A 24309-nucleotide genomic window follows, 5' to 3' on the forward strand; every position below is an offset into this window, starting at 1 on the left:
TTTATTTTATCAACTCTTTAACCTCATCAAAATTAAGTCCTCCATAATTACCGGAACTCATCAATAACAAAGCTGAATTCTCAAGATTTAAATTAAACAAATAATCTTTGAAATCTTTTGGATTGGTATAAATGATTAGATCTTTTCTGTTGAATGCATTTGCTATTTGCTCATAAGTCACTTCTTCAAGCTGCTTAATTTTTACTGCATCAGGTGAATAGAAAACAACTGCTTTATCGGCATATTCTAATGCACCTTCATATTCTTTTAAAAATTCAGCATTCAGACTACTATAGGTATGTAACTCTAAACAAGCCACCAAAGCTCTATTTGGATATTGCTCTTTTACAGCTTTTGTAGTTGCCGCCACTTTGCTTGGTGAATGGGCAAAATCTTTATAAGCAACCTTAGTTTTACTTTCAGCGATTTTTTCTAATCGTTTTGAAGCACCTTTAAAACTTGCAATTGCTTCGTAAAAATCAGCTTCATCAACTCCCATATTTTGGCAAATCCATTTGGCTCCTGCCAAATTATTAAGATTATGAGCTCCAAAAACTTCTATCGGCATAGCACCTTCGGGAGTTTCCAGAAGTGTCACACCATCGTTTACGGTATATTTTGGCGTATGATACGCTAATTTTCGGATTGGATTTGTAGCGGCTTCGGCGACACGTTTTACTTCGGAATCATCTTCATTGTAAACTAAAATTCCACCATTGGTAATTTTACCAATAAAAATTTCAAATTGCTCTACATAATTTTCATACGTTGGAAAAACATTAATATGATCCCAAGCAATTCCTGAAATCAAAGCAATATTTGGTTGGTACAAATGAAACTTTGGCCTTCTGTCTATTGGCGAAGACAAATATTCATCTCCTTCTAAAACAATAAAATCATTTTCCTCCGTAAGATGTACCATCGTGTCAAATCCTTCCAGTTGTGCGCCAACCATATAATCAACCGCTATATCATGATAATGCATCACATGAAGAATCATTGAAGTTATGGTCGTTTTTCCATGAGAACCACCAATTACAACGCGTGTTTTATTTTTGGATTGTTCATATAAGAACTCTGGATAAGAATATATTTTCAAACCTAGATCCTGTGCTTTCAACAATTCAGGATTATCAGCTTTAGCATGCATTCCTAAAATTACTGCTTCAATATCTGAGGTAATTTTTTCAGGAAACCAACCTAATTCCGGAGGCAAAATTCCTTTTTTATCTAATCTTGATTTTGATGGTTCAAAAATGGCATCGTCACTTCCTGTAACTTGATACCCTTTGTTGTGTAATGCTAAAGCGAGATTGTGCATGGCACTTCCACCGATAGCTATAAAATGTGTACGCATTAAGTTTGTAGTTTATAGTTGTTGAGTTAGAAATTAATCTTACTTATTTATCCTTTTTTATTTTTATATTCTTCTAAAATTGATTTGGCCTTTTCAGGATTATTCATTTTGTTTTTATACAAATTAGCCAGCATTTGATAGCTAACTTTTGACCCACCTAAAGCTATTGCTTTTTTATATTGTTGTTCAGCAACTTTGTATCTTTTAAAATATTCATCAATATGTCCTTTAGATAAATACCCATCAACGGGTGACAATCGTAACAATTCATTTGAATACTTTATAGCTTTAGACTCACTACCGCCCACGATTCCGGGTAACTGAATATACAATTCTACCAATGCCCAACGTGCCTCAATATGCTTAGGATTGAAAACTATTGCTTTTTCAAAAGATTCTTTAACTTCATCTATCATTCCAAGAGCTTTGAATTTATTGACCTGCGTGGCTTTCATTCCTAGCGCTCCTCCATATTTAAAATAATAATTAGCTTCCGAAGGTTTTAATTGTTTTAGTTTTTTATAATAACCAATCGCGGTATCCCAAGATTTATTTCGTCCGGCTATATCTCCTAAATATTCAATGGCTTTCAAATCAGAAGGATTAGTCTTTACAATGGATTCAAAAATGGACTGTGCCTGATCAAATTTTTCTTCTTTGAAAAATTTCTCTGCTTTATCAAAATTGGATTGGGACCAAATCATTAAAGGAAGTAATAAAAAGAAGTATACCATTTTTTTCATCTTTCAAAAATAAGGAAATTTTGAAGTATTAAACAGCTTTTTTTAGGCTAAAAGAACCCAAAATTAAAAAAGGAAACATAATAAATAAGAAACATTACCATAACATAGAGTAATTACTTTCGTCAAAACAAATTATGAAAAGAAAGAGAAAAATTCCTTTAGTGGTATTAAGTGATGTACACTTAGGAACATATGGCTGTCAAGCCAAAGAATTACTTCAATACTTAAAATCTATTCAACCAAAAATGTTGGTTTTAAATGGAGATATCATTGATATGTGGAGTTTTAGCAAAAGCTATTTTCCTGCCTCGCATATGAATGTATTGAGACAAATCATAAAAATGTCAAATCAAGGAACCCGTGTTATTTACATTACCGGAAATCATGATGAAGCTTTGAGAAAATATTCTGATTTTATTTTAGGAAATTTTGAATTGGCTGATAAATTAATTCTGGATTTAGACGGAAAGAAAACGTGGATTTTCCACGGAGATGTATTCGACTCCTCTACGAAAGGTTATGCTAAAATATTAGCCAAACTTGGTGGAAAAGGATATGATTTATTGATATTAATCAACAGTTTCATTAATTGGGTTTTAGTTCTTCTAGGAAAAGAGAAAAGAAGTTATTCAAAAATGATTAAAGATAGTGTCAAGAAAGCAGTTTCGTTTGTATCCAATTTTGAAACTACCGCAGCAGAAATCGCCATCCAAAAAAAATACAGTTATGTCGTTTGTGGACATATTCATAAACCCCAAATGAAGGAAGTTGAAAACGAACATGGGAAAGTTATGTATTTAAACAGTGGCGATTGGGTAGAAAACCTTACCGCATTGGAATACAAAAAAGAAAAGTGGCGTATTTATCAATACAAAAAATCCGACTATTTAGACCATGAAAACAAAGAAGACAAAATTGCCACCGATATTATTACTAAAATTTTATCCTAGCTATTTCACCCAATTACTTTCAAAATCAAATCATTAACAAACAAGTTATTCAGTTATTTTTTGAATTAGAAATTTGTATTTGATATAATCTAAATAAATTCACATGAAAATATTTTATGCTATTCAAGCAACTGGCAATGGACATATCAGCAGAGCTATTCAATTACATCCTTATTTACAAAAGTTTGGAACTGTAGATTTTTTTATGAGCGGAAACAATGCCAGTCTGGATGTCAATTTGCCCATAAAATTCAAAAGCAACGGTTGCAGCCTGCATTACAGTAAATGCGGCGGTTTAAATTATTGGGATATTGCAAAAAATATCAAACCAATACAAATGTTCAACGATGCAAAGTCATTGCCTTTAAAAAATTATGATGTCATAATTAATGATTTTGATTCGATTACTTCTCTTGCCTGTAAATTACAAAAAGTACACTCCGTACAATTTGGACATCAAGCCAGTTTTATTTCAGAATCTACGCCAAGACCGGAAAAGAAAAGCATTATAGGAGAAATGATCCTGAAACACTATGCGCCTTCTCCAAAGCATATTGGATTGCATTTTGAGAAATACGACTCTTTTATACTTCCTCCTATTATTAAAGATGAAATTATGCAAGCCGAGCCAAAAGACTTAAAACACATAACCATTTATCTCCCTTCTTTTCAGCAAGATTGTTTAGAAAGAGCTTTTAACAAACTACCGGAACAACACTTCCATTGGTTTTTGAATGATGTAAAATTCAAACACACTATTGGCAACATTACTTATTATCCAGTAAATCAAAAGCAATTCAATGAAAGTTTAATTACCTGTCACGGTATCATTACCGGCGGCGGATTTGAAACGCCGGCTGAGGCATTATACCTTAGAAAAAAAATACTCAGCATTCCAATACGAAATCATTATGAGCAAGAATGCAATGCCGCAGCATTAAAAAAAATGGGGGTTCCCGTTGCTTATGAAGTAGGCAATAAATTTGATTTAATTATAGAAAACTGGCTTAATACCGAAACAGTTATTCCTACTATACAAGCCAATAGTATTCCTGACACTTTGCAATTCTTATTTGACACATATAATAGTAACTAAAACAAAAAAGGCGTTCTTTTCAGAACACCTTTTTTTATAAAAATTTTAAAATGTTAGTCATTCAACATTTTCCATAATTTGTCTTTTAACTCTGTCAAACCTTGTTGCGCCACAGAAGAGATAAACATATAAGGAATGTCTTTGAAAGCAACGTCTAATTCTGTTTTCAATTCTGCTTTTAGTTCATCATCGAGCATATCGCATTTTGAAATCACCAACAAACGCTCTTTGTCAAGCATTTCTGGATTGTACTTTGTCAATTCGTTTACCAAAATATCATATTCGGCTTTGATATCTGGTGTATCCACTGGAACTAAGAACAATAACGTTGAATTACGTTCAATATGTCTTAAAAAGTAATGTCCAAGACCTTTTCCTTCGGCTGCACCTTCAATAATTCCTGGAATATCAGCAATTACAAAAGACTGAAAATCTCTGTATGCTACGATTCCAAGATTTGGTTTTAGAGTTGTAAACGGATAATCAGCAATTTTTGGTTTAGCTGAAGTCAATACTGACAACAATGTTGATTTTCCTGCATTAGGAAAACCCACTAAACCTACATCAGCTAATACTTTTAGTTCAAGAATAACATCCATTTCTGCACCTGGCAAACCTGGCTGTGAGTATCTAGGCGTTTGATTGGTTGAACTTCTAAAATGCCAGTTCCCTAAACCACCTTTTCCACCACGGGAAAGTATTTGTTTTTCACCGTCTTCGGTAATTTCAAATAATATTTCCCCTGTTTCTTTATCTTTCACAACTGTTCCCAGCGGAACTTCAATGAATTTATCATCACCATCAGCACCTGTACTTCTGTCACCACTACCATCTCCACCATTACCGGCTTTGATATGTCGGGCAAATTTAAGGTGAAACAATGTCCATAGACCTTTGTTACCAACCAAAAAAACATGACCACCACGACCACCATCACCACCATCAGGACCACCTTTTTCAATAAATTTTTCTCTATGCAAATGCGTAGATCCTTTTCCTCCTTTTCCGGAAGAAACATATATTTTAACGTAATCTACAAAATTCCCTTCAGTCATTTTTTTTAATTTCAGATTTCAAATTTCGGATTTCGGATTGAAAAAAAATTCAATCAGCTATCTGTCTCCTGTCCTCTATTTCTATTATTATTATTATTATTATTTAAGTGCTTTCACCATCACTTTATCAATCTTCACGCCATCCATATCAATGACTTCCAACTCAAATTTTTGCCAAATTAATTTCTCCCCTTGTTTAGGTATATGAGAGAGTTCCGTCATTATTAATCCACTCACCGTAGTTACTTCGTAATCATTGATTAACTCATCTAATTCAAAATACGTCAAGAAATCATGCAGTGAATAATGTCCGTCAACTAGCCAACTTCCATCTTCTCTTTCAATCAGCTGAAAATCATCTTTATAAAAGTCAGAAGCATCTCCTACCAAGGCTTCCAGAATATCATTCAAAGTAATTACGCCTTGAAAAACACCGTATTCATCAGAGACAAATGCATAATGAATGCCTGTTTTTTTGAAGTTTTCTAAGGCTATATAAGCAGTAGTTTGCTCCATCATAAAAGGAGCTTCAGTCATTATATCCGCTAAATTGAAGTTTTCATTTTCAAAATGAGCAAAAATATTTTTTAAATTAACGACCCCAACAATATCATCATAATTTTCACCATAAACAGGATAAATAGAATGCAACTCTTTTAGCATGAATTCCTTAACCTGTTCTTTATCAGAATGCAAAGGTAAAAAAACTACTGACTTCCTGTGCGTCATCAAGGAGTTTATTTTTCTATCTCCAATATGAAAAACACGCTCCACAATATCTTGTTCAATTTCCTGTACTTCTCCACCTTCAGTACCTTCTTTGATAATCGCTTTTATTTCTTCTTCGGTTACTTTACCGTCGGCAGTTGGTTTTATTTTTAAAATATCTAATAAAAAATCGGTTGAAGTGGTCAACATCCAAATAAATGGAGCCGTTACAATTGACACCACTTTCATGGGTAATGCCACCGCTTTAGCAATCGATTCCGGATGATTCAATCCTATTCTTTTAGGTAATAATTCTCCTAGAACCAAAGAGAAAAAAGTCAATACTACTACTACTATACCTACTGCAACAGAATGTGTATAAGGTCTTATCATTTCAAATCCAAATATAAATGCTTCAACATCTTTGGTTATTTTATCACCACTATAAATACCGGTAAGAATCCCTATCAGTGTTATTCCTATTTGTACTGTTGACAAAAACTTATTGGGAGAATTGGCTAAATCCAATGCTATTTTAGCGCTTTTATTTCCTTTTTTTGCAGCGGTCTCTAATCTGTTTTTTCGTGCTGAAATCAGTGCGATTTCTGACATAGAGAAAACCCCATTTAATAGTATTAGAAAAAATATTATTAGTATTTCCAATTTTTTAGTTGATTCGTTTTTTATTTAAATTCTGATTCCTGAATTTTTATTTTCTGAAATCTGCAATCCGGATTTTTAGCCCAGATGGTAATGGAAAGCCCAGAGTTAAAAAGCTAATTTTTCTTGTCAAAAAAGAGCGACCAAAGGAAGCTCCTTTTATGACTTAGAAAAATATTTTTTTTAACGAGGACTTGTAATGTACAGCTGGAATTGCTCCTATAAATTATCAATAACGTTGCTTACTCTTTCGGTAATTTCAGCAATGGAACCTATTCCATTTACTGCGTGAAATTTTCCTTGTTCCTGATAATAATTCATTAAAGGAGCTGTTTTTTCATTGTATTCCTGGTAGCGATTTCTGATTTTTTCTTCGTCTTGATCATCAATTCTACCACTTGTTTTTCCTCTTTCAAGCAATCTTGCAACCAAGATCTCATCATCGGCCTCTAGTGCAATTGTCGCAGCAACTTGAGAACCTATTGAAATAAGAAATACATCTAAATCTTTGGCTTGTGAAATTGTTCTTGGGTAACCGTCAAACAAAATTCCATTAGTATCCGGGTGTTTATTTACCTCATCTATTAGCATTTTAGTAGTCAATTCATCTGGCACTAAATCCCCAGCATCCATATATACTCTTGCTTGTTTCCCAAGTTCGGTATCGTTTTTTAAATTAAAACGAAATACATCACCCGTGGAGATATGCGTTAATTTGTATTTTTCTTTTAAAAATTCAGCTTGAGTTCCTTTACCTGCTCCTGGTTTTCCAAATAAAACAATGTTAGTCATGTTGTTGTGTAGTTATTCTTTTAATTTATATACTTCTGGTAAATTCCTTCCTAAACCATCATAATCTAGTCCAAAACCTACAATAAATTTATTTGGAATTCTAATTCCAACGTAATCTATTTTTACTTCCTTTGTGTATGCTTCCGGTTTGAAAAAAAGTGTTGCTATTTTAAAATGTTTTACATTTTGTTTTTTGAATAATTCTTTCAGTTCCACTAAAGTATTTCCGGTATCTACAATATCTTCTATTATGATAACGGTTCGTCCAGTCAAATCCTGATTCAGTCCTATTAATTGTTTTACTTCGTTTGTGGAAGAAGTTCCTTCGTAAGAGGCCATTTTTATGAAAGATACCTCACATGGTTTTTTATACAGTTTCATAAAATCCGAAACTACCATAAAAGAACCATTCAAGACACCCACAAATACTGGTATTTCATCAGCAAAATCATCTTCTATTTGCGCAACCATTTTTGCTATTGCAAAGTCAATTTCTTTCGCAGAAATAAACGGAACAAATTGTTTATCGTGAAGTTGTATCATTATTTTCGTGTTTAAAATAATGCGCAAAGATACAGAATTCGAATTTGACAATTGATAAATGGGCATTAATTTGTAATCGAGTGATTGAATGCCCTAATTATCCTAATAACACAACTATAAAATTTAAATTAAAAATCTTAAAAAATTCATATAATTTAATCAAAAACAAGCAGTTAGACGATTATTAGAATCTGTTAATCGAAAAAATATTGTATTAAATTTATTTATTCCTAAATTTAAGTGTAGGATATTGAAAATCGTAAAATTATGGCTTCATTAAATCCAAATACAGCAGTTTTAGGTGTCAAAAACGCTAAACATTTATTGCGAAGAGCAACTTTTGTTTACACCAAGGTCTTGATAGACCAATATTCTAAATTAACTCCAAGCGAAGCTTTGGATTTATTATTAGCAGACAATCCACTTACCATTAATCTACCTTATGACCCTCTTCCATTAACAGCACCCGATGGTTACTGGACTGAATCTACAAATTCTCCTACTTCATTTCTTGATCAAGGCAGAAAATTTGCAATTATTGGTGGATGGTGGTGGTATAATGCAATAAACAACCCTACACTAAAATTCAAAATTTCTCATTTTTTATCTACTCGATTTACTGTTAACAGAGTAGGTTCAGGATCTGCAACAGAGTTTTATGACTACATCCGATTGCTTTTATTTTATTCTTATGGAAATTATAAAAAATTAGCAAAAAAGATGACTTTAAATAACTCTATGCTCAATTTTTTAAATAATACATCAAATATAAAATCCTCTCCAAATGAAAATTATGCACGTGAATTTCTAGAATTATTCACCATAGGTAAAGGTGTTCAAATTGCCGCTGGTAATTATACGAATTATACGGAGTCAGATATTGTCCAAGCAGCGCGAATATTAACGGGATTTAAAAGAAAAGCAGATCGTTCCATAATTGATTCTGAAACTGGAATTCCCAAAGGATACAATCAATTTTCTGATCACAACACTAGTTCCAAAACATTTAGTAGTGCTTTTAACAGTAAAATAATCACTTCTGCAAGTGATTATTTTTCGATGGATATCGAATTAGATAATTATATTGAAATGGTTTTTAATCAACCAGCCACTGCCAAAAATATTTGTAGAAAAATATATTCTTATTTTGTAAAAAGTACTATTTCAACCGAAGCTGAAAATGATATTATAACTCCTTTAGCACAAGAACTCTATGACAATGGTTATGAAATTATTCCAATTATTAGAAAATTATTAGAAAGCCAACATTTTTATGATTTAGATGACAGTAATGCAACTGATGAAACTATTGGAGGAATTATAAAATCCCCAATTCAACAACTCTCCGAAATATGTACGTATTTACAAGCCACCATACCAGACCCAGTTTCTAATCCATTAGAATTCTACAGTACTTTTTGGTCCAATTTTGCTTACAATACATTTTTAACAAGTTCAAATATGGGATTATTTAACCCTGAAAGTGTAGCCGGTCATGCAGCCTATTATCAAGCTCCTGATTATGATAAAAATTGGATTTCTTCTTCGACCTTGATTGCTAAATATAGAATAGGAGAGTCCTTACTTGACGGAGTTAATAGAATTCTTGGAAACGGTAATATTGTAACTAAAATATATATATCAGATGTATTAAGAAATACTGAAATTGTATCAAATCCATCGGATCCATTCATATTAACTTCCGAATTATGCAATGCTCTTTTCGCTCAGGAAACAGATACTGATCGCATTAACTATTTTATGAATTCTTTCCTCTTGCAAGGCCTTTCCAATTATTACTGGACTGACGCATGGAATAGTTTTATTAGTACCAATAATAATACTGTTGTCAATTCTAGATTAAGGTTATTAATTACCAAAATATTAAGGGCTCCCGAATCTCAAATGTTTTAGTATCATTTCAAAACAATTATTTAACAACCAAAATATTTAAGAGAACTTAAATCTCAAGTGTTTGGTATTTTCAAAAATTTATTTATCGACCAAGATATTAAGAGACCCCAAATCTCGCATGTTTTAGTATTATTTCCAATAATTAATAACAAAACAACAAATATCATGAGAAGAAGAAATTTTATTAAATTGACTTCAACAGCTAGCGCACTTTCATTGTTGCCTACAGAAGTTTTTGCTCTTTTCAAATCAGCAGGTATGACAGATTGCCCTGATTCCAGTTCAAAAAAAATAGTTTTAATTCAATTAGCAGGAGCTAATGATGGATTAAACACTATTGTACCCATCAATCAATATGATACTTATGCTGCATTACGACCGAACATAAAGCTTAATAATGTTGGAATGACAAATGGCGTTATTAATCTGGATTCAACTTTGGCATTAACAGATCAAGTAGGATTACATCCTTCCCTCATTGGATTTAAAGACCTTTATGACAAAGGGTTTATGAGAATTATTCAAGGAGTTGGTTATCCTTCCCAAGACAAATCTCATTTTAAATCAACTGATTTGTGGCTAACCGGAGGTGATGGTACATTGTCAAATTACAATTTGTATAGCGGATGGGCAGGACGCTTTATCGAGAATTATTATGTTGATTTTTTAAATTCAAACTTTCCTCTAGGAATTCAACTTGGAAATAGTGATAATTCATTAGGTTTTCATGGAGAAATTGAACACGGCATGTCTTTGAACATTAGTGGGCAAGATTTGTCTGGATATTATTCTGTTGTGAATGGTTTAGGCGGACAAGCACCATCAAGCATTCCAGATTCAGAATACGGCAGTTTAATTGAATACATTATTAACAATGATACTTCCGCAAATTCTTATGCACAAAGTATTTCGAGTTCCTTTAATTCAGGAACTAATACATTAACTTATCCTAATACGAGTTTATCCAATCAGTTGAAAACAGTAGCACGGTTTATTTCCGGTGGTCTTCAAACCAAGGTTTATTTAGTTAAAGTAGGTGGATTTGACACTCACGATATGCAAGTGGCTGCAAACAACACGACACATTTAGGCAATCATGCAACTCTTTTAACTCAAATATCAGAAGCAATTAATACTTTCATCACGGATTTGAACAATCAAAACATAGGAAATGATGTTATGGCAGTAACTTTTTCAGAATTTGGAAGAAAAGCAGGGGAAAATGCAAGTTTAGGAACTGATCATGGTGAAATTGCTCCAATGTTTGTTTTTGGAAATGCAATAAATCCAGGGATATCAGGGACAAATATTAATTTATCAGAAGCAGTTTCGACTAATAATTATCAGATTAAAACTGTTCAGCATGATTACAGGAGAGTTTTTAGTACAATCCTTCAAGATTGGTTTGGAACGAGCAACCAAACATTGGATATGACTTTTTATAATAACACGACCAATACTGGATTTTCAAATAATAAAATAGCCGATTTAATAAAAACTCAAAACGTCGTTAATTCTACCTGTTATACTGACAAATTACTTTCCGTAAATGAATTCAAAAATACTTATGAAGTTCTCGTTTATCCAAATCCTACCTCAGAACTCATCACTATTAATGCCCCAAATAATAATGAGATTTATTCGGTTTCCATTTATTCTATAGACGGGAAATTCATTGGAAAATATAAAAACCTTTTAAACGAAAGTCAGTTTTCAATTAATGTTGAAAATCTATCCACAGGGTTTTATAATTTAAAAATCGAGACCTCCAACGGGAATTTTTCTAAAAAAGTAATTGTGAGAAGATAACATCCTCAATATTGAAATACCTATCTGACTATTTTACAACTTGTATCTTTTTATTATTAATCATTTAAAAGTATCTTTGTAAAATCAATTTTACAGATAAATTTCTATACAACGATGAATTATTTTTCTTCTGATTTTAAACTGGGAATTCTAGGTGGCGGACAACTTGGCAAAATGCTGTTGTTTGATACCCGAAAATTCGACATACAAACTTATGTACTTGATCCAAGTGATGAAGCGCCATGCAAAATATCCTGCGACCAATTTTTCAAAGGGGATCTAATGGATTTTGAAACCGTTTACAACTTTGGAAAACTGGTTGATGTTTTGACTTTTGAAATCGAATTGGTTAATCTTGAAGCTTTAGTAAAACTCGAGGAAGAAGGATTAAAAGTATATCCTTCTCCTAAAACATTGAAGCTTATTCAAAACAAAGGAATTCAAAAAGATTTTTACTTACAACATACTATTCCAACTGCAAATTACAAGCGATTTCCCAATCTAAAAAGTGTAATTATTGACATTCTTGATTCCAAACTAAAACTACCATTTATATGGAAATGTACGGAATTTGGATACGACGGAAATGGCGTTAAAGTCATTCGACAAATTTCAGATTTAGATAATTTAGCCAATGTAGAATGCATTGCTGAAGAAATGATTCCATTCAAAAATGAATTGGCAGTTATTGTTTGTCGCAATCCATCGGGCGAAATAAAAACCTATCCTGTGGTTGAAATGGAATTTCATCCAGAAGCCAACCAAGTGGAATATGTGATTTGTCCTGCTCGGATAGATGATAAAGTAGCGGAAAAAGCAAGAGCAATCGCGTTGAATGTTTCCGAAAAATTCAATCACGTTGGTTTATTAGCCGTTGAAATGTTTCAAACTGAAAATGATGAAATACTAGTTAACGAAGTTGCTCCTCGCCCGCACAATTCAGGTCATTATTCCATTGAAGCCAGTTATACTTCACAATTCGAAAATCATTTACGCGCTATTCTCAATTTACCTTTAGGAAATACGGACAGTAAAGTGGCCGGAATTATGGTAAATTTAGTAGGTGCAGAAGGTTTTTCAGGCAATGTAATTTATGAAAATATAGAAAAAATATTAGGTTGGAATGGTGTTACGCCACACATTTACGGAAAAAAACAAACGCGTCCCTTTAGAAAAATGGGGCATGTTACCATCGTAAATGAAAACATTAACGAAGCCCGAATAATTGCTGAAAACGTGAAGAATACGATTCGAGTAATTGCCTAAATTATTTAAAAGTAGAATTATAAATTTTGATTAATCGATTAAACGGATAAGCAAATAAACAAATAAAACGATAATGAAAGTAGCCGTAATAATGGGAAGCATATCTGATATGCCAGTTATGCAAGAAGCCATAGACATCTTAAAAGCATTTGATATAGAAACAGAAGTTGACATTGTTTCTGCACACAGAACACCAGAAAAATTATTTGATTTTAGTAAAAATGCACATCATCGTGGGATTACGGTAATTATTGCCGGTGCTGGCGGTGCTGCACATTTACCCGGAATGGTCGCTTCGATGTCACCACTTCCAGTAATTGGTGTTCCTGTGAAATCCAGTAATTCTATCGATGGCTGGGATAGTATTTTGTCTATTCTTCAAATGCCGGGTGGCGTTCCAGTAGCAACTGTTGCACTAAATGGAGCAAAAAATGCTGGAATTCTTGCAGCTCAAATCATAGGAAGTCACAACAAAAGTGTCCTTGACAGGATAATATTATATAAGACAGGATTGAAAGAAGCAGTAAATATCGCCTCCGAAACTCTTAATAAATAATAAAAAAGCTCCAATACGGAGCTTTTTTTATTTCAAATCATGAATCATTTATTCAACACTCACTGATTCTTCCAGGACTCCTTCAAATTCAGAAGCAATGATATCTTCTTTGTTCAACCAGTATTCTGAGGTAGTTAAAGTATAATTTACGTTATCCGAAGTTGTTAAATCCCATAAAATATCTTCCGCTTCCGGAAAAGGGGCATTTTCATTCATCGCATGATCAAACAATCGTTTGATAAGAGTACTGTCTGACAAACCGTTGTTTAACAATTTTAAAACATTTTCTTTTGTCAATTCATTTGCTCCTTCTGATGCCGTCATACTGCACTCAAGAATTGTGGCTTTTGCATTAGGAAATTTACCGTTATATGCTTTAAAAAGCAATTGATTGACATGAAACAAAGTCGAATGCAAACTTATTTCAGGATATTCTTCACAGACTTTGTCTAAAAACATATCGTTTGAAATTTGCTGAATCTGACCCTCATTTAAATCTTCTGATAATTTGTATTCCAATACAATTACGGCAGCATCTTTGGGTTCAAAATCAGAAATTGCCATAAATAACAACTCTCTTAAACTGGCTGTATCAGCATCTGAAGCATCCGGATAATCGAATTTTTCAAGCAGTTTAACATAATCTTCATTGGTCCAATATTCCTCGATTTGATCAACGGTATTGGCTCTTTTTATTATAATTTGATAATTCATATTATATTTCTTTTTTTGATTCGTTTCTTCAAAAACCAATCTTTTTTTTACAATTTAAGGCTTTATTACTGCCAAACGAAATAAATAACATTTAAATAACACAATCCATTCTAGCATTTTAGGATAAATCAATTCCTTTAGCAACCTCATTTTTTTCAATAAATCCATACCTTTGTTATCTTTAAACATCGAATTATTTTTATTAAAAAAATACAAATGAGCATCTTAACCCACCATTTCAATACAAAATATAACACTGCCCCTTTTTCGAAAATAAAAAACGAAGATTTCCTTCCTGCTTTTCAAAAAGGAATCGAATTGGCAAAAGCCGAAATCGATGCCATTGTACGAAATCCTATAAAACCAACTTTCGAAAACACGATTGAAGCATTAGCATTCAGCGGCGATGTTTTGGATCGAATTTCAAGTATCTTTTTCAACTTAAATTCAGCAGAAACGAATGATGAAATTCAAAAAATTGCTCAAGAAATTTCCCCTTTATTGTCTGAATTTGGAAATGATGTTCGTCTTAACCCTGATTTATTCTCCCGAGTAAAAACGGTTTACGAGCAAAGAGAAAAACTGAATCTAAATCCGGAACAAACTACGCTTTTAGACAAAAAATACAAAAGCTTCTCCAGAAATGGAGCTAATTTGCCGGAAGACAAAAAGAATCAATTGCGAGAAATCGACAAAGAACTGTCGAAATTGAGTTTGCAATTTGGCGAAAATGTTTTAGCTGAAACACAAGCGTATCAATTGCACATTACAAATGAATCCGATTTAGCTGGTTTACCGGAAGGAACTATCGAAGCCGCTCGTTCTTTGGCTAAAAGCCAAGAAAAAGAAGGATGGATTTTTACGCTGGATTACCCAAGTTATGTTCCTTTTGTAACTTATGCTGACAATCGCGAATTACGCAAGAAAATGGCCATCGCTTTTGGTGCCAAAGGTTTTCAAAATAACGAATTTGACAATCAGGAAATCGTGCTTAAAATTGCCAAATTGCGTTTTGACAGAGCACAAGTTTTAGGTTACGCTACTCATGCGCATTTTGTACTTGAAGAAAGAATGGCCGAAAGTCCGGAGAAAGTAAAAACATTTTCGAATGACTTATTAGAAAAAGCTAAACCGGCTGCTTTGAAAGAATTTGCCCAATTGACTGCTTTCGCAAAAGAACTAGACGGAATCGAACAACTGGAAAAATGGGATGGTGCTTATTATTCGGAGAAATTGAAGCAGCAATTATTCAATCTGGATGATGAAATTTTAAAACCGTATTTTCAATTAGAAAAAGTCTTAGACGGTGCTTTTGCAGTAGCGCAAAAATTATATGGAATCACTTTTGAAGAAATTTTCGAAGTGGATAAATACAATGAGGAAGTAAAAACATACGAAGTAAAAGATGAGGAAGACCAGTTAGTTGCCGTTTTTTATGCTGATTTCTTTCCAAGAAAAGGCAAACGCAACGGAGCCTGGATGACCTCTTTTAAATCGCAATACATAAAAAAAGGAATCAACGAAAGACCGCACATTTCCATTGTGTGCAATTTCACGAAACCGACTGAAACGAAACCATCACTGTTAACTTTTAACGAAGTAACGACTTTGTTTCATGAATTTGGTCATGCGTTGCACGGTATGTTAGCCAACACGACTTATCCAAGTTTATCAGGAACTTCTGTGTATTGGGATTTTGTCGAATTACCGAGCCAAATTTTGGAAAACTGGTGTTATGAACCGGAAGCATTGGCATTATTCGCATACCATTATCAAACTGGAGAAATGATTCCGATGGAATTAGTTCATAAAATTAAAGAAAGCGCAAGTTTTCAGGAAGGAATGGCAACGATGCGCCAATTGAGTTTTGGGTTGTTAGATATGGGCTGGCATGCACAAGATCCATCCAATATCAAGGACATTAAAGTTTTCGAAACCGAACAATTTGCAGCCACACAACTCTATCCTGATGTAAAGGAAAATGCGATGAGCACTTCTTTTTCCCATATTTTTCAAGGTGGTTATTCTTCTGGATATTACAGCTACAAATGGGCCGAAGTGCTGGATGCTGATGCTTTCGAATATTTTCAGGAAAAAGGTATTTTCAACAAAGAAGTGGCAACCAAGTTCAAGGAAAATGTACTTTCTAAAGGCGGAACGGAACATCCGATGATTTTGTACAAACGCTTTAGAGGACAAGAACCAAAACCAGAAGCACTATTGAGAAGAGCGGGATTGGTTTAAACAATAACTATTTAAAACCCGAAGTTTAATTTCTTCGGGTTTTTTAATACACTTTCATTTAGTAATCAAAATTAAAATGCAATAATTTCCTTTTATCAAGGATTTAAAATCAACTTATTCTTGCCATTGGCTCAAAAAGCACTACAGAAGACAAACTAAAAAAATAGATTTTGATGACTACCATAAAAATTCGAACAAAAATAAAAGCACCCATACAAACTGTTTTTGATGTGTCAAGAGATATTGACGTACACCAACAATCAGCAAGTCCTACAAATGAAACTGCTATCGACGGAATAACTACAGGATTGATCAATTACAACGAAACAGTGACTTGGCGCGGCAAACATTTTGGTTTTTATCTGACTCATAAAAGCCGAATAACAGCTATGAATCTGTATGAATATTTTGTAGATGAAATGGAAGAAGGGAAATTCAAATCATTCCGACATGAACATTTTTTTTATGAAAAAAATGGCGTTACCACAATGAAGGACAAATTATATTACGAAATGCCCTATGGATTCCTTGGCGAACTATTTGACTTTTTATTTTTAAAAAATCATCTAATCAATTTTATTATCGAAAGAAATAAAATATTGAAAAATTTATCTGAAAACGAGCAATAATAACCATCAAACAATTGGTACTCTTTCCACCCAAAAAGACGATACTCTCTAAATTTATTTCAAAAATACTCTAAAATTATCCTTGCTTACCACCAAAAAATTGGGTTGATACGCTTCTTGGAATGATTTAGGCAACTTCGCTTTTTTAGCGGAAGACCATTTGAATTCAAAAGCACTGACTGCATCAGCATTAGTTTCAATATAATCTATTTCCTGTTGTTGCGTAGTTCTCCAAAAATAAGGTCTTGACAAACTTTGAGAATAGGACAACTGTTTAAATCGTTCTGAAACTAAAAAATTTTCCCACAATGCCCCTTTATCCTGCCTAAAGTCTAATGAATTGAAATTTCCAATTAACATATTCCGAACACCATTGTCGTAGAAATAGATTTTTCTGTTTGCCTTTATTTCATTTCTCAAGTTTTTGCTAAAACTATTCAATCTAAAAATCACAAAAGCTTTCTCCAACAAATCAATATAATTATTAACCGTGTTTTTATCCACACCAACTAATTGTGCTATTTCATTATAACTTACCTCACTCCCAACCTGAAAAGCTAAAGCTTGTAATATTTTTTCTAAAACTTCCGATTTCCTGATACCCGCTAAACTCAAAACATCTTTATACAAGTAGCTGGAAACAAGGTTTTTTAAAATTTCATATTCATTACCAAAATTATTGATCACATCTGGATACATTCCGTATAACAATCGCAATTCCAATTGCTGTTGTGCTTTCATATAACCTACATTTCCTTCAAATTCATTCCAGGAAATGGGATACAAACGGTATTCAAATTTGCGTCCCGTCAATGGTTCTTGTGTGACATGATTAATATCAAAAGCCGAAGAACCACTAACAATCACTTGCACCTCTTTGATTTGATCAACAATAATCTTTAGTTTTAAACCAATAGCAGGAATACGCTGTACCTCATCAATAAAAACGTATTTATAATTTCCAATAATATTTTTTAAGGTTTCGGTATTTGCTTTTGCTAAAGTATCAGCCACAACCGCATCATCACCATCAAGAAATAAAAAAGGAATATCCTTTAATAAAGCGTTAATCAATGTAGTTTTACCAACTTGTCGCGGGCCTATTAATACAATAATTTTTCCCTTTCCTAAATTCTTCTCTATTATTGGCGTTAAATCTCTACTAATCATAACCGTAAATTTTAACCAAATATAGTACAATTATATCGTATTCACCAAATTAATACTATTTTCGGTGAATACGTTCACCAAATTAATACTATTTTTAGTGAATATATTCACCGAATTGATGTTTTTCTAAAACAACAAAACCATCAGCCACCAAAGAATTGGCACACTTTCTACCCAAAAAGAAGTATAGTATTTCGAGCGTTTTTCATTGGCAAAAAGCAGAAATAAAGCAATCATAATCACTAATACCAAGTTGACAATTAATTGATTTGTATCAAAATTACTTTTTAGCAATTCCAGAAAATAAAACGGAAGCAGCAGTAATAATCCCAATATCTTAGTTCGCTTCACCCCTATTTGTTGTGGCACGGTTTGCAAATGCGGATCATCATTTGCCAAATCAATAATTTCAAAAACAAGTACCAACACAAAAATCAGGATAAATCGCTGAATGCATTTCAAATAGAAATCAAGTGTTATCGAAACATCGGCATTCAAAATAGGCAAAGCCAAAGTCACCCCTACCCAACACAACGCCACAATGTAGATTTTTACGCCAGCCCAGTTTCTGGCATTTTTTTTATTTGGAAAAAACGGAAGCGTGTACAATAATGTGATACTCAAAAAAGCGATTGCTACGATTTGGGTAATCCGTTGCAACTGAAAAAAATAAAAACCAACCAAAAGAAGCGCTAAAAAACTAAATACGGCGATGATTTTCAACTCCTTGCGCATCTTTAATTTTTTGGCTCTGGCCAAAGCATCATATTTTACGAAATTATATCCTACAATTGTTCCAAAAAAAACAAAATTAGCTATTGGTTCATCCGAAGAAATCTGGAACATGTGTTGCGTCATTCGCACTAAGGCATAACACGACAATCCCACGTGAATACTGCTATTGATATAAAAATTGAATAGTTGTTTAAAAATCCTCATTAGACAAAATTAATCAATTGTGAACAAATACATCATTTAGTTGAAAAATTGATAAAAAAGGAGACCCAAAATACCTTTTAGATTATTAATAATACTTAATTTTGCACCACTAAAAAAACAACACCTACATTTTTATATGAAAACAGATGCTTTTGCTTTAAGACACATTGGTCCAAGAGAAAACGACCTACAACATATGTTGAAAACCATTGGAGCGGAGACGCTAGACCAATTGATTTTCGAGACAATTCCTAGCGATATTCGTCTAAAAGCTGATTTAGATTTAGATCCGGCAATGACCGAATATGAATTTGCAAATCACATTCAAAAATTAGGGAATAAAAATAAAGTTTTTCAATCTTATATTGGTTTGGGTTACAATGCAGCCATTATTCCTGCAGTTATTCAAAGAAACGTTTTTGAAAACCCAGGATGGTATACTGCTTACACACCTTATCAAGCCGAGATTGCACAAGGTCGCTTAGAAGCAATTTTGAATTTCCAAACTATGGTTATCGAATTAACCGGAATGGAAATCGCTAATGCTTCATTATTAGACGAAGGAACTGCTGCTGCTGAAGCAATGGCATTACTTTTTGATGTTCGTTCTCGTGACCAAAAGAAAAATAATGTTTGTAAATTCTTTGTTTCAGAAGAAATATTACCTCAAACTTTATCAGTTTTACAAACGCGTTCTACACCAGTTGGTGTCGAATTAGTAATTGGAAACCATGAAGATTTCGACTTTTCAACGGAATATTTTGGAGCTATTCTTCAATATCCAGGAAAATTTGGACAAGTTCATGACTATTCTGATTTTATAGCTAAAGCTGCCGCAAACGAAATAAAAGTAGCTGTTGCTGCTGACATTTTGAGTTTGGCAAAATTAACTCCTCCTGGAGAAATGGGAGCTGCAGTTGTCCTTGGAACAACACAACGTTTCGGAATTCCATTAGGTTATGGTGGCCCACACGCTGCTTATTTTGCCACAAAAGACGAATACAAAAGAAGTATGCCGGGAAGAATCATCGGTGTAACTGTTGATACGAATGGTAATCGTGCTTTGCGTATGGCATTGCAAACCCGTGAACAACACATTAAACGTGACAAAGCAACTTCTAATATTTGTACTGCGCAAGTTTTATTATCCGTTATGGCAGGAATGTATGCCGTTTATCACGGACCAAAAGGCTTGCAATATATCGCTAATAAAGTACATGCTTCGGCAGCTACATTGGCAAACGCATTAGAAAAACTAGGTTTACAACAAACGAATACTGCTTTCTTTGACACTATTGTTGTTAAGGCTGATGCTAAAAAAGTGAAAACTATTGCTGAACAAAACGAAATCAACTTTTATTACATTGACGAAAATACGGTTTCAATTTCTTTGAACGAAACAACAAGTATTGCCGATTTAAATAAAATTATTGCTGTTTTCGCTTCCGCAAAAGATGCTCAGGCAACTACAATTGAAAGTTTATCAGAAACCAATCATTTTCCAGCAAGTGTAAGCAGAACATCAACGTTCTTACAACATGATGTTTTCAACAAATTCCACTCAGAAACTGCTTTGATGCGTTATATCAAAATGTTGGAACGAAAAGATTTAGCTTTGAATCATTCTATGATTTCATTAGGTTCTTGTACCATGAAACTGAATGCAGCTTCTGAAATGTTGCCTTTAAGCATGCCACAATGGAATAATATTCACCCATTTGCACCATTGGACCAAGCACAAGGATACCAAGAAATGTTAGCTAAACTAGAACAACAATTAAATGTTATTACTGGTTTTGCAGGGACAACTTTACAGCCTAACTCAGGTGCTCAAGGCGAGTATGCAGGATTAATGGTAATTCGTGCATACCATCAGTCAAGAGGAGATCACCATAGAAATATTGCTTTAATTCCATCATCAGCTCACGGAACAAATCCGGCTTCAGCAGCTATGGCAGGAATGAAAGTTATTGTTACCAAAACATTGGAAAACGGAAACATCGACGTAGAAGATTTACGTGAAAAAGCAATTCTTCACGCAGCCAACCTTTCTTGTTTGATGGTAACGTATCCGTCAACTCACGGTGTTTTTGAAAGTGCTATTAAAGAAATTACACAATTAATTCACGATAACGGTGGACAAGTTTATATGGATGGTGCCAATATGAATGCACAAGTTGGATTAACAAATCCTGCAACTATTGGAGCTGACGTTTGTCACTTGAACTTACACAAAACGTTCGCCATTCCTCACGGTGGCGGCGGACCAGGTGTTGGACCAATATGTGTTGCTCCGCAATTAGTACCATTTTTACCATCAAATCCTGTAATTCCAACAGGTGGAGAAAACGCTATTACAGCTATTTCTGCTGCACCTTGGGGTTCTGCATTAGTTTGTTTGATTTCTTACGGTTACATTTCAATGTTGGGTGCTGAAGGTTTAAAACAATCCACTCAATATGCCATTTTAAACGCGAACTACATTAAAGAGAAATTAAACGGTCATTATGATACGTTGTATTCTGGAGAAATGGGTCGTGCAGCTCACGAAATGATTTTAGAATGTCGTCCTTTCAAACAAAAAGGAATTGAAGTTACTGATATTGCAAAACGTTTAATGGATTATGGTTTCCACGCTCCTACTGTTTCTTTCCCAGTTGCAGGTACCTTAATGATTGAACCAACCGAAAGCGAAAACTTAGAAGAGTTAGACCGTTTTTGCGATGCGATGATTTCAATCCGTAAAGAAATTGAAGCTTCAACTATTGAAGACAAAAACAATGTTTTGAAAAATTCTCCACATACGTTAGCCATGCTTACAACTGATGTTTGGGACTTCCCGTACACTCGTGAACAAGCAGCTTTCCCATTAGACTATATTGCTGAAAATAAGTTCTGGCCAACTGTTCGTCGTGCTGACGATGCTTATGGTGATAGAAATTTAGTTTGTTCTTGTGCGCCAATTGAGGCGTATATGGAAAGCTAATTTTTAAATTAATTCAATAAAATGTCTCGAGAAATCGGGACATTTTTTTTATCCTCAAAATTTATACAAAATTTTGAAAATAGTACAATGTAAATTCTCAAAAGATCCATTTTACCAATCACAACAATTAGCAAAGAAATATCGCATCGATTTTTGTAATTTGTAAAAAAATAATCAATATTTTTGCCAATAAATTATTATTTCATAATTATATGCATGCATAGTAAATTTTATGAGTGTACTAATTTATTTATGATTAAATTAGCCTGAATTTTTGGAAAAATAACCCGATGAAAATAAAAATAACTGGAATAGGAAGTTATATTCCTGAGAAAAAAGTAAGCAATACAGACTTTAGCGAACATGTTTTTTTAAACGAAGATGGAACCGCCTTTGGTTACCCTAACGAAGTTGTCATTAATAAATTTAAAGGAATAACGGGAATCGAACACAGACGTTATGCCGAGGATCAGTACACCTCATCTGATTTAGCTTTTTTTGCTTCTCAAAAAGCAATAGAAAATGCAGGAATTGATCCAGAAACAATAGATTATATCATCTTTGCACACAACTTTGGTGATGTAAAATCCGGAACAAATCAATCCGATATGATTCCAAGTTTAGCCACACGTGTTAAACACAAACTACAAATAAAGAACCCAAAATGCGTTGCTTATGATATCCTTTTTGGATGTCCAGGCTGGATAGAGGGCGTTATGCAGGCCAATGCTTTTATCAAATCAGGAATGGCAAAGCGATGCCTTGTAATTGGAGCCGAAACGCTTTCGAGAGTAGTCGACGCACATGACAGGGATTCCATGATTTATTCGGATGGTGCAGGTGCCTCTATCATTGAAGCTTCTGATGATGAAACAGGAATGTTGGCTTATGAAAGTGCTACTTATGCGAATGATGAAGCCAATTATTTGTTTTTTGGAAAATCATACAATCCTGATTTAGATCCAGATATTCGTTACATAAAAATGTATGGTCGAAAAATATACGAATTTGCATTAAGCCAAGTTCCGGCTGCAATGAAAAGTTGTTTGGACAAAAGCGGAATAGGCATTGATGACGTGAAAAAAATCCTTATCCATCAAGCCAATGAAAAAATGGACGAAGCGATAATCCAACGTTTTTACAAATTACACGACAGACCTGTACCAAAAGATATCATGCCTATGAGCATCCATGAACTTGGAAACAGCAGTGTAGCAACTGTACCTACGCTTTACGACCTGTTAATTCGTGGAGAAATAGAAAACCAATCCATACAAAAAGGCGATGTTCTTATCTTTGCATCAGTTGGTGCGGGAATGAATATCAACGCATTTGTTTACAGATATTAAGCATCAAGGAATTTGGTAATCAAGAGCTAATCCGGCTGTATATTACAATTCCTCACTACAAAACTTGTTTTTCTAAGGTGCAAGAAAGCTTCTTTTAGTCGCTTTTTGCGCCTTGAAAAACTACATTTTGAAGCTCCGGGATTTTCATTCCCATCCGGGCTAAAAAACAATGCCCAAAAACACATTTATTACTATATTTGTGGCTTCGTGCCCTAGCGGCAAAATCAAAAAAACATGTACGAAAAAACGTTTCCCAATAAAAGATTCAAACACACTTTAGAATTTCTAAAAAAACACATCTCCACGGATGAAACCATATTAGATTTAGGTGTAGAAAACCCTTTTTCTAAAATCATGAAATCAGAAGGATTTGCTGTTAAAAACACAACAGGAGAAGACTTAGATACCGACCAAACTGTATTTTCAAATGAAAGACAGGATGTGGTAACTGCTTTTGAAATCTTTGAACATTTACTCAATCCGTTTACCATTTTAAAAGAAATAAAATCCGATAAGCTTTTTATATCTATCCCAATGCGTTTGTGGTTTTCACCGGCATATCGAAGCAAAACCGATATGTGGGACAGACATTACCATGAATTTGAAGATTGGCAACTGGACTGGCTATTGGAAAAAACAGGTTGGAAAATAATCGACAGAGAAAAATGGACTAATCCAGTAAAAAAATTTGGTCTTCGTCCCTTATTGAGAAAATTCACCAACAGATATTATATTGTTTACGCTGAAAAAATCCCCACCCCAACCCTCCCCGAAGGGAAGGGAGCCTAGACGCTACAATTTTTAAGCTTAAAATCTCAGCATCTTAGAA

The 24309-nt window shown here is 33.7% G+C and carries 20 protein-coding genes; 11 read left to right on the forward strand and 9 right to left on the reverse strand.

Translation table 11 applies throughout. The features are described 5' to 3' along the window. Nucleotide 1 precedes the first annotated feature (1 nt). A complete protein-coding gene (locus ACM55H_RS10560) occupies nt 2-1357 on the reverse strand; it encodes a UDP-N-acetylmuramate--L-alanine ligase (protein ID WP_416836444.1) in 1356 nt (451 codons plus the stop codon). Nucleotides 1358-1404: 47 nt separating this feature from the next. Next, nucleotides 1405-2100, reverse strand: coding sequence for a tetratricopeptide repeat protein (locus ACM55H_RS10565; protein WP_416836445.1), 696 nt, complete (start codon nt 2098-2100; stop codon nt 1405-1407). 134 nt (nt 2101-2234) lie between these two features. On the opposite strand from ACM55H_RS10565, the gene ACM55H_RS10570 reads away from it, so the two are divergent. Both ACM55H_RS10570 and ACM55H_RS10575 read left to right on the forward strand, forming a co-directional pair. Beyond that, on the forward strand, nt 2235-3050 hold the full coding sequence (locus ACM55H_RS10570; protein ID WP_416836446.1) for a UDP-2,3-diacylglucosamine diphosphatase: 816 nt from the start codon (nt 2235-2237) through the stop codon (nt 3048-3050). A gap of 103 nt (nt 3051-3153) precedes the next feature. Then, nucleotides 3154-4146, forward strand: coding sequence for a glycosyltransferase family protein (locus ACM55H_RS10575; RefSeq protein ID WP_416836447.1), 993 nt, complete (start codon nt 3154-3156; stop codon nt 4144-4146). 53 nt (nt 4147-4199) lie between these two features. Here ACM55H_RS10575 and obgE read toward each other — a convergent pair whose 3' ends face one another. The 4 genes from obgE to hpt form a co-directional block, all read right to left on the reverse strand. Continuing rightward, nucleotides 4200-5201, reverse strand: a complete 1002-nt coding sequence (gene obgE, locus ACM55H_RS10580) for a GTPase ObgE (RefSeq protein WP_039110239.1) — start codon at nt 5199-5201, stop codon at nt 4200-4202. Nucleotides 5202-5300: 99 nt separating this feature from the next. Beyond that, entirely contained in the window at nt 5301-6572 is a 1272-nt protein-coding gene (locus tag ACM55H_RS10585) for a hemolysin family protein (RefSeq protein ID WP_416836448.1), read from the reverse strand. Nucleotides 6573-6788: 216 nt separating this feature from the next. After that, nucleotides 6789-7361: an adenylate kinase gene (locus ACM55H_RS10590; RefSeq protein ID WP_416836449.1), complete on the reverse strand. Its 573-nt coding sequence runs from the start codon at nt 7359-7361 to the stop codon at nt 6789-6791. A gap of 12 nt (nt 7362-7373) precedes the next feature. Further along, complete coding sequence (gene hpt / locus ACM55H_RS10595) at nt 7374-7904, reverse strand: hypoxanthine phosphoribosyltransferase (protein ID WP_039110242.1); 531 nt, start codon at nt 7902-7904, stop codon at nt 7374-7376. A 267-nt stretch (nt 7905-8171) separates the two neighbouring features. On the opposite strand from hpt, the gene ACM55H_RS10600 reads away from it, so the two are divergent. The 4 genes from ACM55H_RS10600 to purE all read left to right on the forward strand — a co-directional run bounded on the left by ACM55H_RS10600 (nt 8172) and on the right by purE (nt 13449). Next, nucleotides 8172-9818, forward strand: a complete 1647-nt coding sequence (locus ACM55H_RS10600; protein WP_416836450.1) for a DUF1800 family protein — start codon at nt 8172-8174, stop codon at nt 9816-9818. Nucleotides 9819-9983: 165 nt separating this feature from the next. Continuing rightward, nucleotides 9984-11627: a DUF1501 domain-containing protein gene (locus ACM55H_RS10605; RefSeq protein WP_416836451.1), complete on the forward strand. Its 1644-nt coding sequence runs from the start codon at nt 9984-9986 to the stop codon at nt 11625-11627. A 114-nt stretch (nt 11628-11741) separates the two neighbouring features. Further along, the gene (locus tag ACM55H_RS10610; RefSeq protein WP_416836452.1) at nt 11742-12893 is read left to right on the forward strand and encodes a 5-(carboxyamino)imidazole ribonucleotide synthase; all 1152 of its coding nucleotides are present in this window, start codon (nt 11742-11744) and stop codon (nt 12891-12893) included. A 70-nt stretch (nt 12894-12963) separates the two neighbouring features. Further along, complete coding sequence (gene purE, locus ACM55H_RS10615) at nt 12964-13449, forward strand: 5-(carboxyamino)imidazole ribonucleotide mutase (RefSeq protein WP_039110246.1); 486 nt, start codon at nt 12964-12966, stop codon at nt 13447-13449. Nucleotides 13450-13497: 48 nt separating this feature from the next. Here the strand turns inward: purE and ACM55H_RS10620 are convergent, their stop codons facing one another. Beyond that, nucleotides 13498-14163 (reverse strand): hypothetical protein, encoded by a 666-nt coding sequence (locus ACM55H_RS10620; protein WP_416836453.1) that lies wholly within the window; start codon nt 14161-14163, stop codon nt 13498-13500. A 216-nt stretch (nt 14164-14379) separates the two neighbouring features. Between ACM55H_RS10620 and ACM55H_RS10625 the strand changes: the two genes are divergently transcribed. Together ACM55H_RS10625 and ACM55H_RS10630 are read left to right on the forward strand one after the other, a co-directional pair. Further along, nucleotides 14380-16407 (forward strand): M3 family metallopeptidase, encoded by a 2028-nt coding sequence (locus ACM55H_RS10625; protein ID WP_416836454.1) that lies wholly within the window; start codon nt 14380-14382, stop codon nt 16405-16407. A gap of 173 nt (nt 16408-16580) precedes the next feature. Then, complete coding sequence (locus ACM55H_RS10630; protein ID WP_416836455.1) at nt 16581-17036, forward strand: SRPBCC family protein; 456 nt, start codon at nt 16581-16583, stop codon at nt 17034-17036. Nucleotides 17037-17090: 54 nt separating this feature from the next. Here the strand turns inward: ACM55H_RS10630 and ACM55H_RS10635 are convergent, their stop codons facing one another. Both ACM55H_RS10635 and ACM55H_RS10640 read right to left on the reverse strand, forming a co-directional pair. Beyond that, nucleotides 17091-18206, reverse strand: a complete 1116-nt coding sequence (locus tag ACM55H_RS10635; protein ID WP_416836456.1) for an ATP-binding protein — start codon at nt 18204-18206, stop codon at nt 17091-17093. Between the two features lie 126 nt (nt 18207-18332). Next, nucleotides 18333-19145 (reverse strand): UbiA prenyltransferase family protein, encoded by an 813-nt coding sequence (locus ACM55H_RS10640; protein ID WP_416836457.1) that lies wholly within the window; start codon nt 19143-19145, stop codon nt 18333-18335. Nucleotides 19146-19281: 136 nt separating this feature from the next. Here ACM55H_RS10640 and gcvP point away from each other — a divergent pair, with 136 nt between their 5' ends. From gcvP to ACM55H_RS10655, 3 genes are all read left to right on the forward strand, one after another. Further along, complete coding sequence (gene gcvP / locus ACM55H_RS10645) at nt 19282-22131, forward strand: aminomethyl-transferring glycine dehydrogenase (RefSeq protein WP_416836458.1); 2850 nt, start codon at nt 19282-19284, stop codon at nt 22129-22131. Between the two features lie 290 nt (nt 22132-22421). Then, nucleotides 22422-23480 (forward strand): 3-oxoacyl-ACP synthase III family protein, encoded by a 1059-nt coding sequence (locus ACM55H_RS10650; protein ID WP_416836459.1) that lies wholly within the window; start codon nt 22422-22424, stop codon nt 23478-23480. A 234-nt stretch (nt 23481-23714) separates the two neighbouring features. Further along, nucleotides 23715-24269, forward strand: a complete 555-nt coding sequence (locus ACM55H_RS10655; protein WP_416836460.1) for a methyltransferase domain-containing protein — start codon at nt 23715-23717, stop codon at nt 24267-24269. The last annotated feature ends 40 nt before the right edge of the window (nt 24270-24309 follow it).

The sequence above is a fragment of the Flavobacterium cryoconiti genome (genome assembly GCF_048158645.1).
In the GTDB taxonomy this organism is placed as follows: domain Bacteria; phylum Bacteroidota; class Bacteroidia; order Flavobacteriales; family Flavobacteriaceae; genus Flavobacterium; species Flavobacterium cryoconiti.

Bases quoted from the DNA above. Each gene is read 5' to 3' on its own strand.
- ACM55H_RS10635 (WP_416836456.1), bottom strand. From the start codon at position 18,206: ATGATTAGTAGAGATTTAACGCCAATAATAGAGAAGAATTTAGGAAAG.
- hpt (WP_039110242.1), bottom strand. From the start codon at position 7,904: ATGATACAACTTCACGATAAACAATTTGTTCCGTTTATTTCTGCGAAA.
- ACM55H_RS10560 (WP_416836444.1), bottom strand. From the start codon at position 1,357: ATGCGTACACATTTTATAGCTATCGGTGGAAGTGCCATGCACAATCTC.
- ACM55H_RS10610 (WP_416836452.1), top strand. From the start codon at position 11,742: ATGAATTATTTTTCTTCTGATTTTAAACTGGGAATTCTAGGTGGCGGA.
- ACM55H_RS10630 (WP_416836455.1), top strand. From the start codon at position 16,581: ATGACTACCATAAAAATTCGAACAAAAATAAAAGCACCCATACAAACT.
- ACM55H_RS10565 (WP_416836445.1), bottom strand. From the start codon at position 2,100: ATGAAAAAAATGGTATACTTCTTTTTATTACTTCCTTTAATGATTTGG.
- ACM55H_RS10655 (WP_416836460.1), top strand. From the start codon at position 23,715: ATGTACGAAAAAACGTTTCCCAATAAAAGATTCAAACACACTTTAGAA.
- ACM55H_RS10650 (WP_416836459.1), top strand. From the start codon at position 22,422: ATGAAAATAAAAATAACTGGAATAGGAAGTTATATTCCTGAGAAAAAA.
- ACM55H_RS10600 (WP_416836450.1), top strand. From the start codon at position 8,172: ATGGCTTCATTAAATCCAAATACAGCAGTTTTAGGTGTCAAAAACGCT.
- obgE (WP_039110239.1), bottom strand. From the start codon at position 5,201: ATGACTGAAGGGAATTTTGTAGATTACGTTAAAATATATGTTTCTTCC.
- ACM55H_RS10590 (WP_416836449.1), bottom strand. From the start codon at position 7,361: ATGACTAACATTGTTTTATTTGGAAAACCAGGAGCAGGTAAAGGAACT.
- ACM55H_RS10640 (WP_416836457.1), bottom strand. From the start codon at position 19,145: ATGAGGATTTTTAAACAACTATTCAATTTTTATATCAATAGCAGTATT.
- ACM55H_RS10605 (WP_416836451.1), top strand. From the start codon at position 9,984: ATGAGAAGAAGAAATTTTATTAAATTGACTTCAACAGCTAGCGCACTT.
- ACM55H_RS10575 (WP_416836447.1), top strand. From the start codon at position 3,154: ATGAAAATATTTTATGCTATTCAAGCAACTGGCAATGGACATATCAGC.
- gcvP (WP_416836458.1), top strand. From the start codon at position 19,282: ATGAAAACAGATGCTTTTGCTTTAAGACACATTGGTCCAAGAGAAAAC.
- ACM55H_RS10625 (WP_416836454.1), top strand. From the start codon at position 14,380: ATGAGCATCTTAACCCACCATTTCAATACAAAATATAACACTGCCCCT.
- ACM55H_RS10620 (WP_416836453.1), bottom strand. From the start codon at position 14,163: ATGAATTATCAAATTATAATAAAAAGAGCCAATACCGTTGATCAAATC.
- ACM55H_RS10570 (WP_416836446.1), top strand. From the start codon at position 2,235: ATGAAAAGAAAGAGAAAAATTCCTTTAGTGGTATTAAGTGATGTACAC.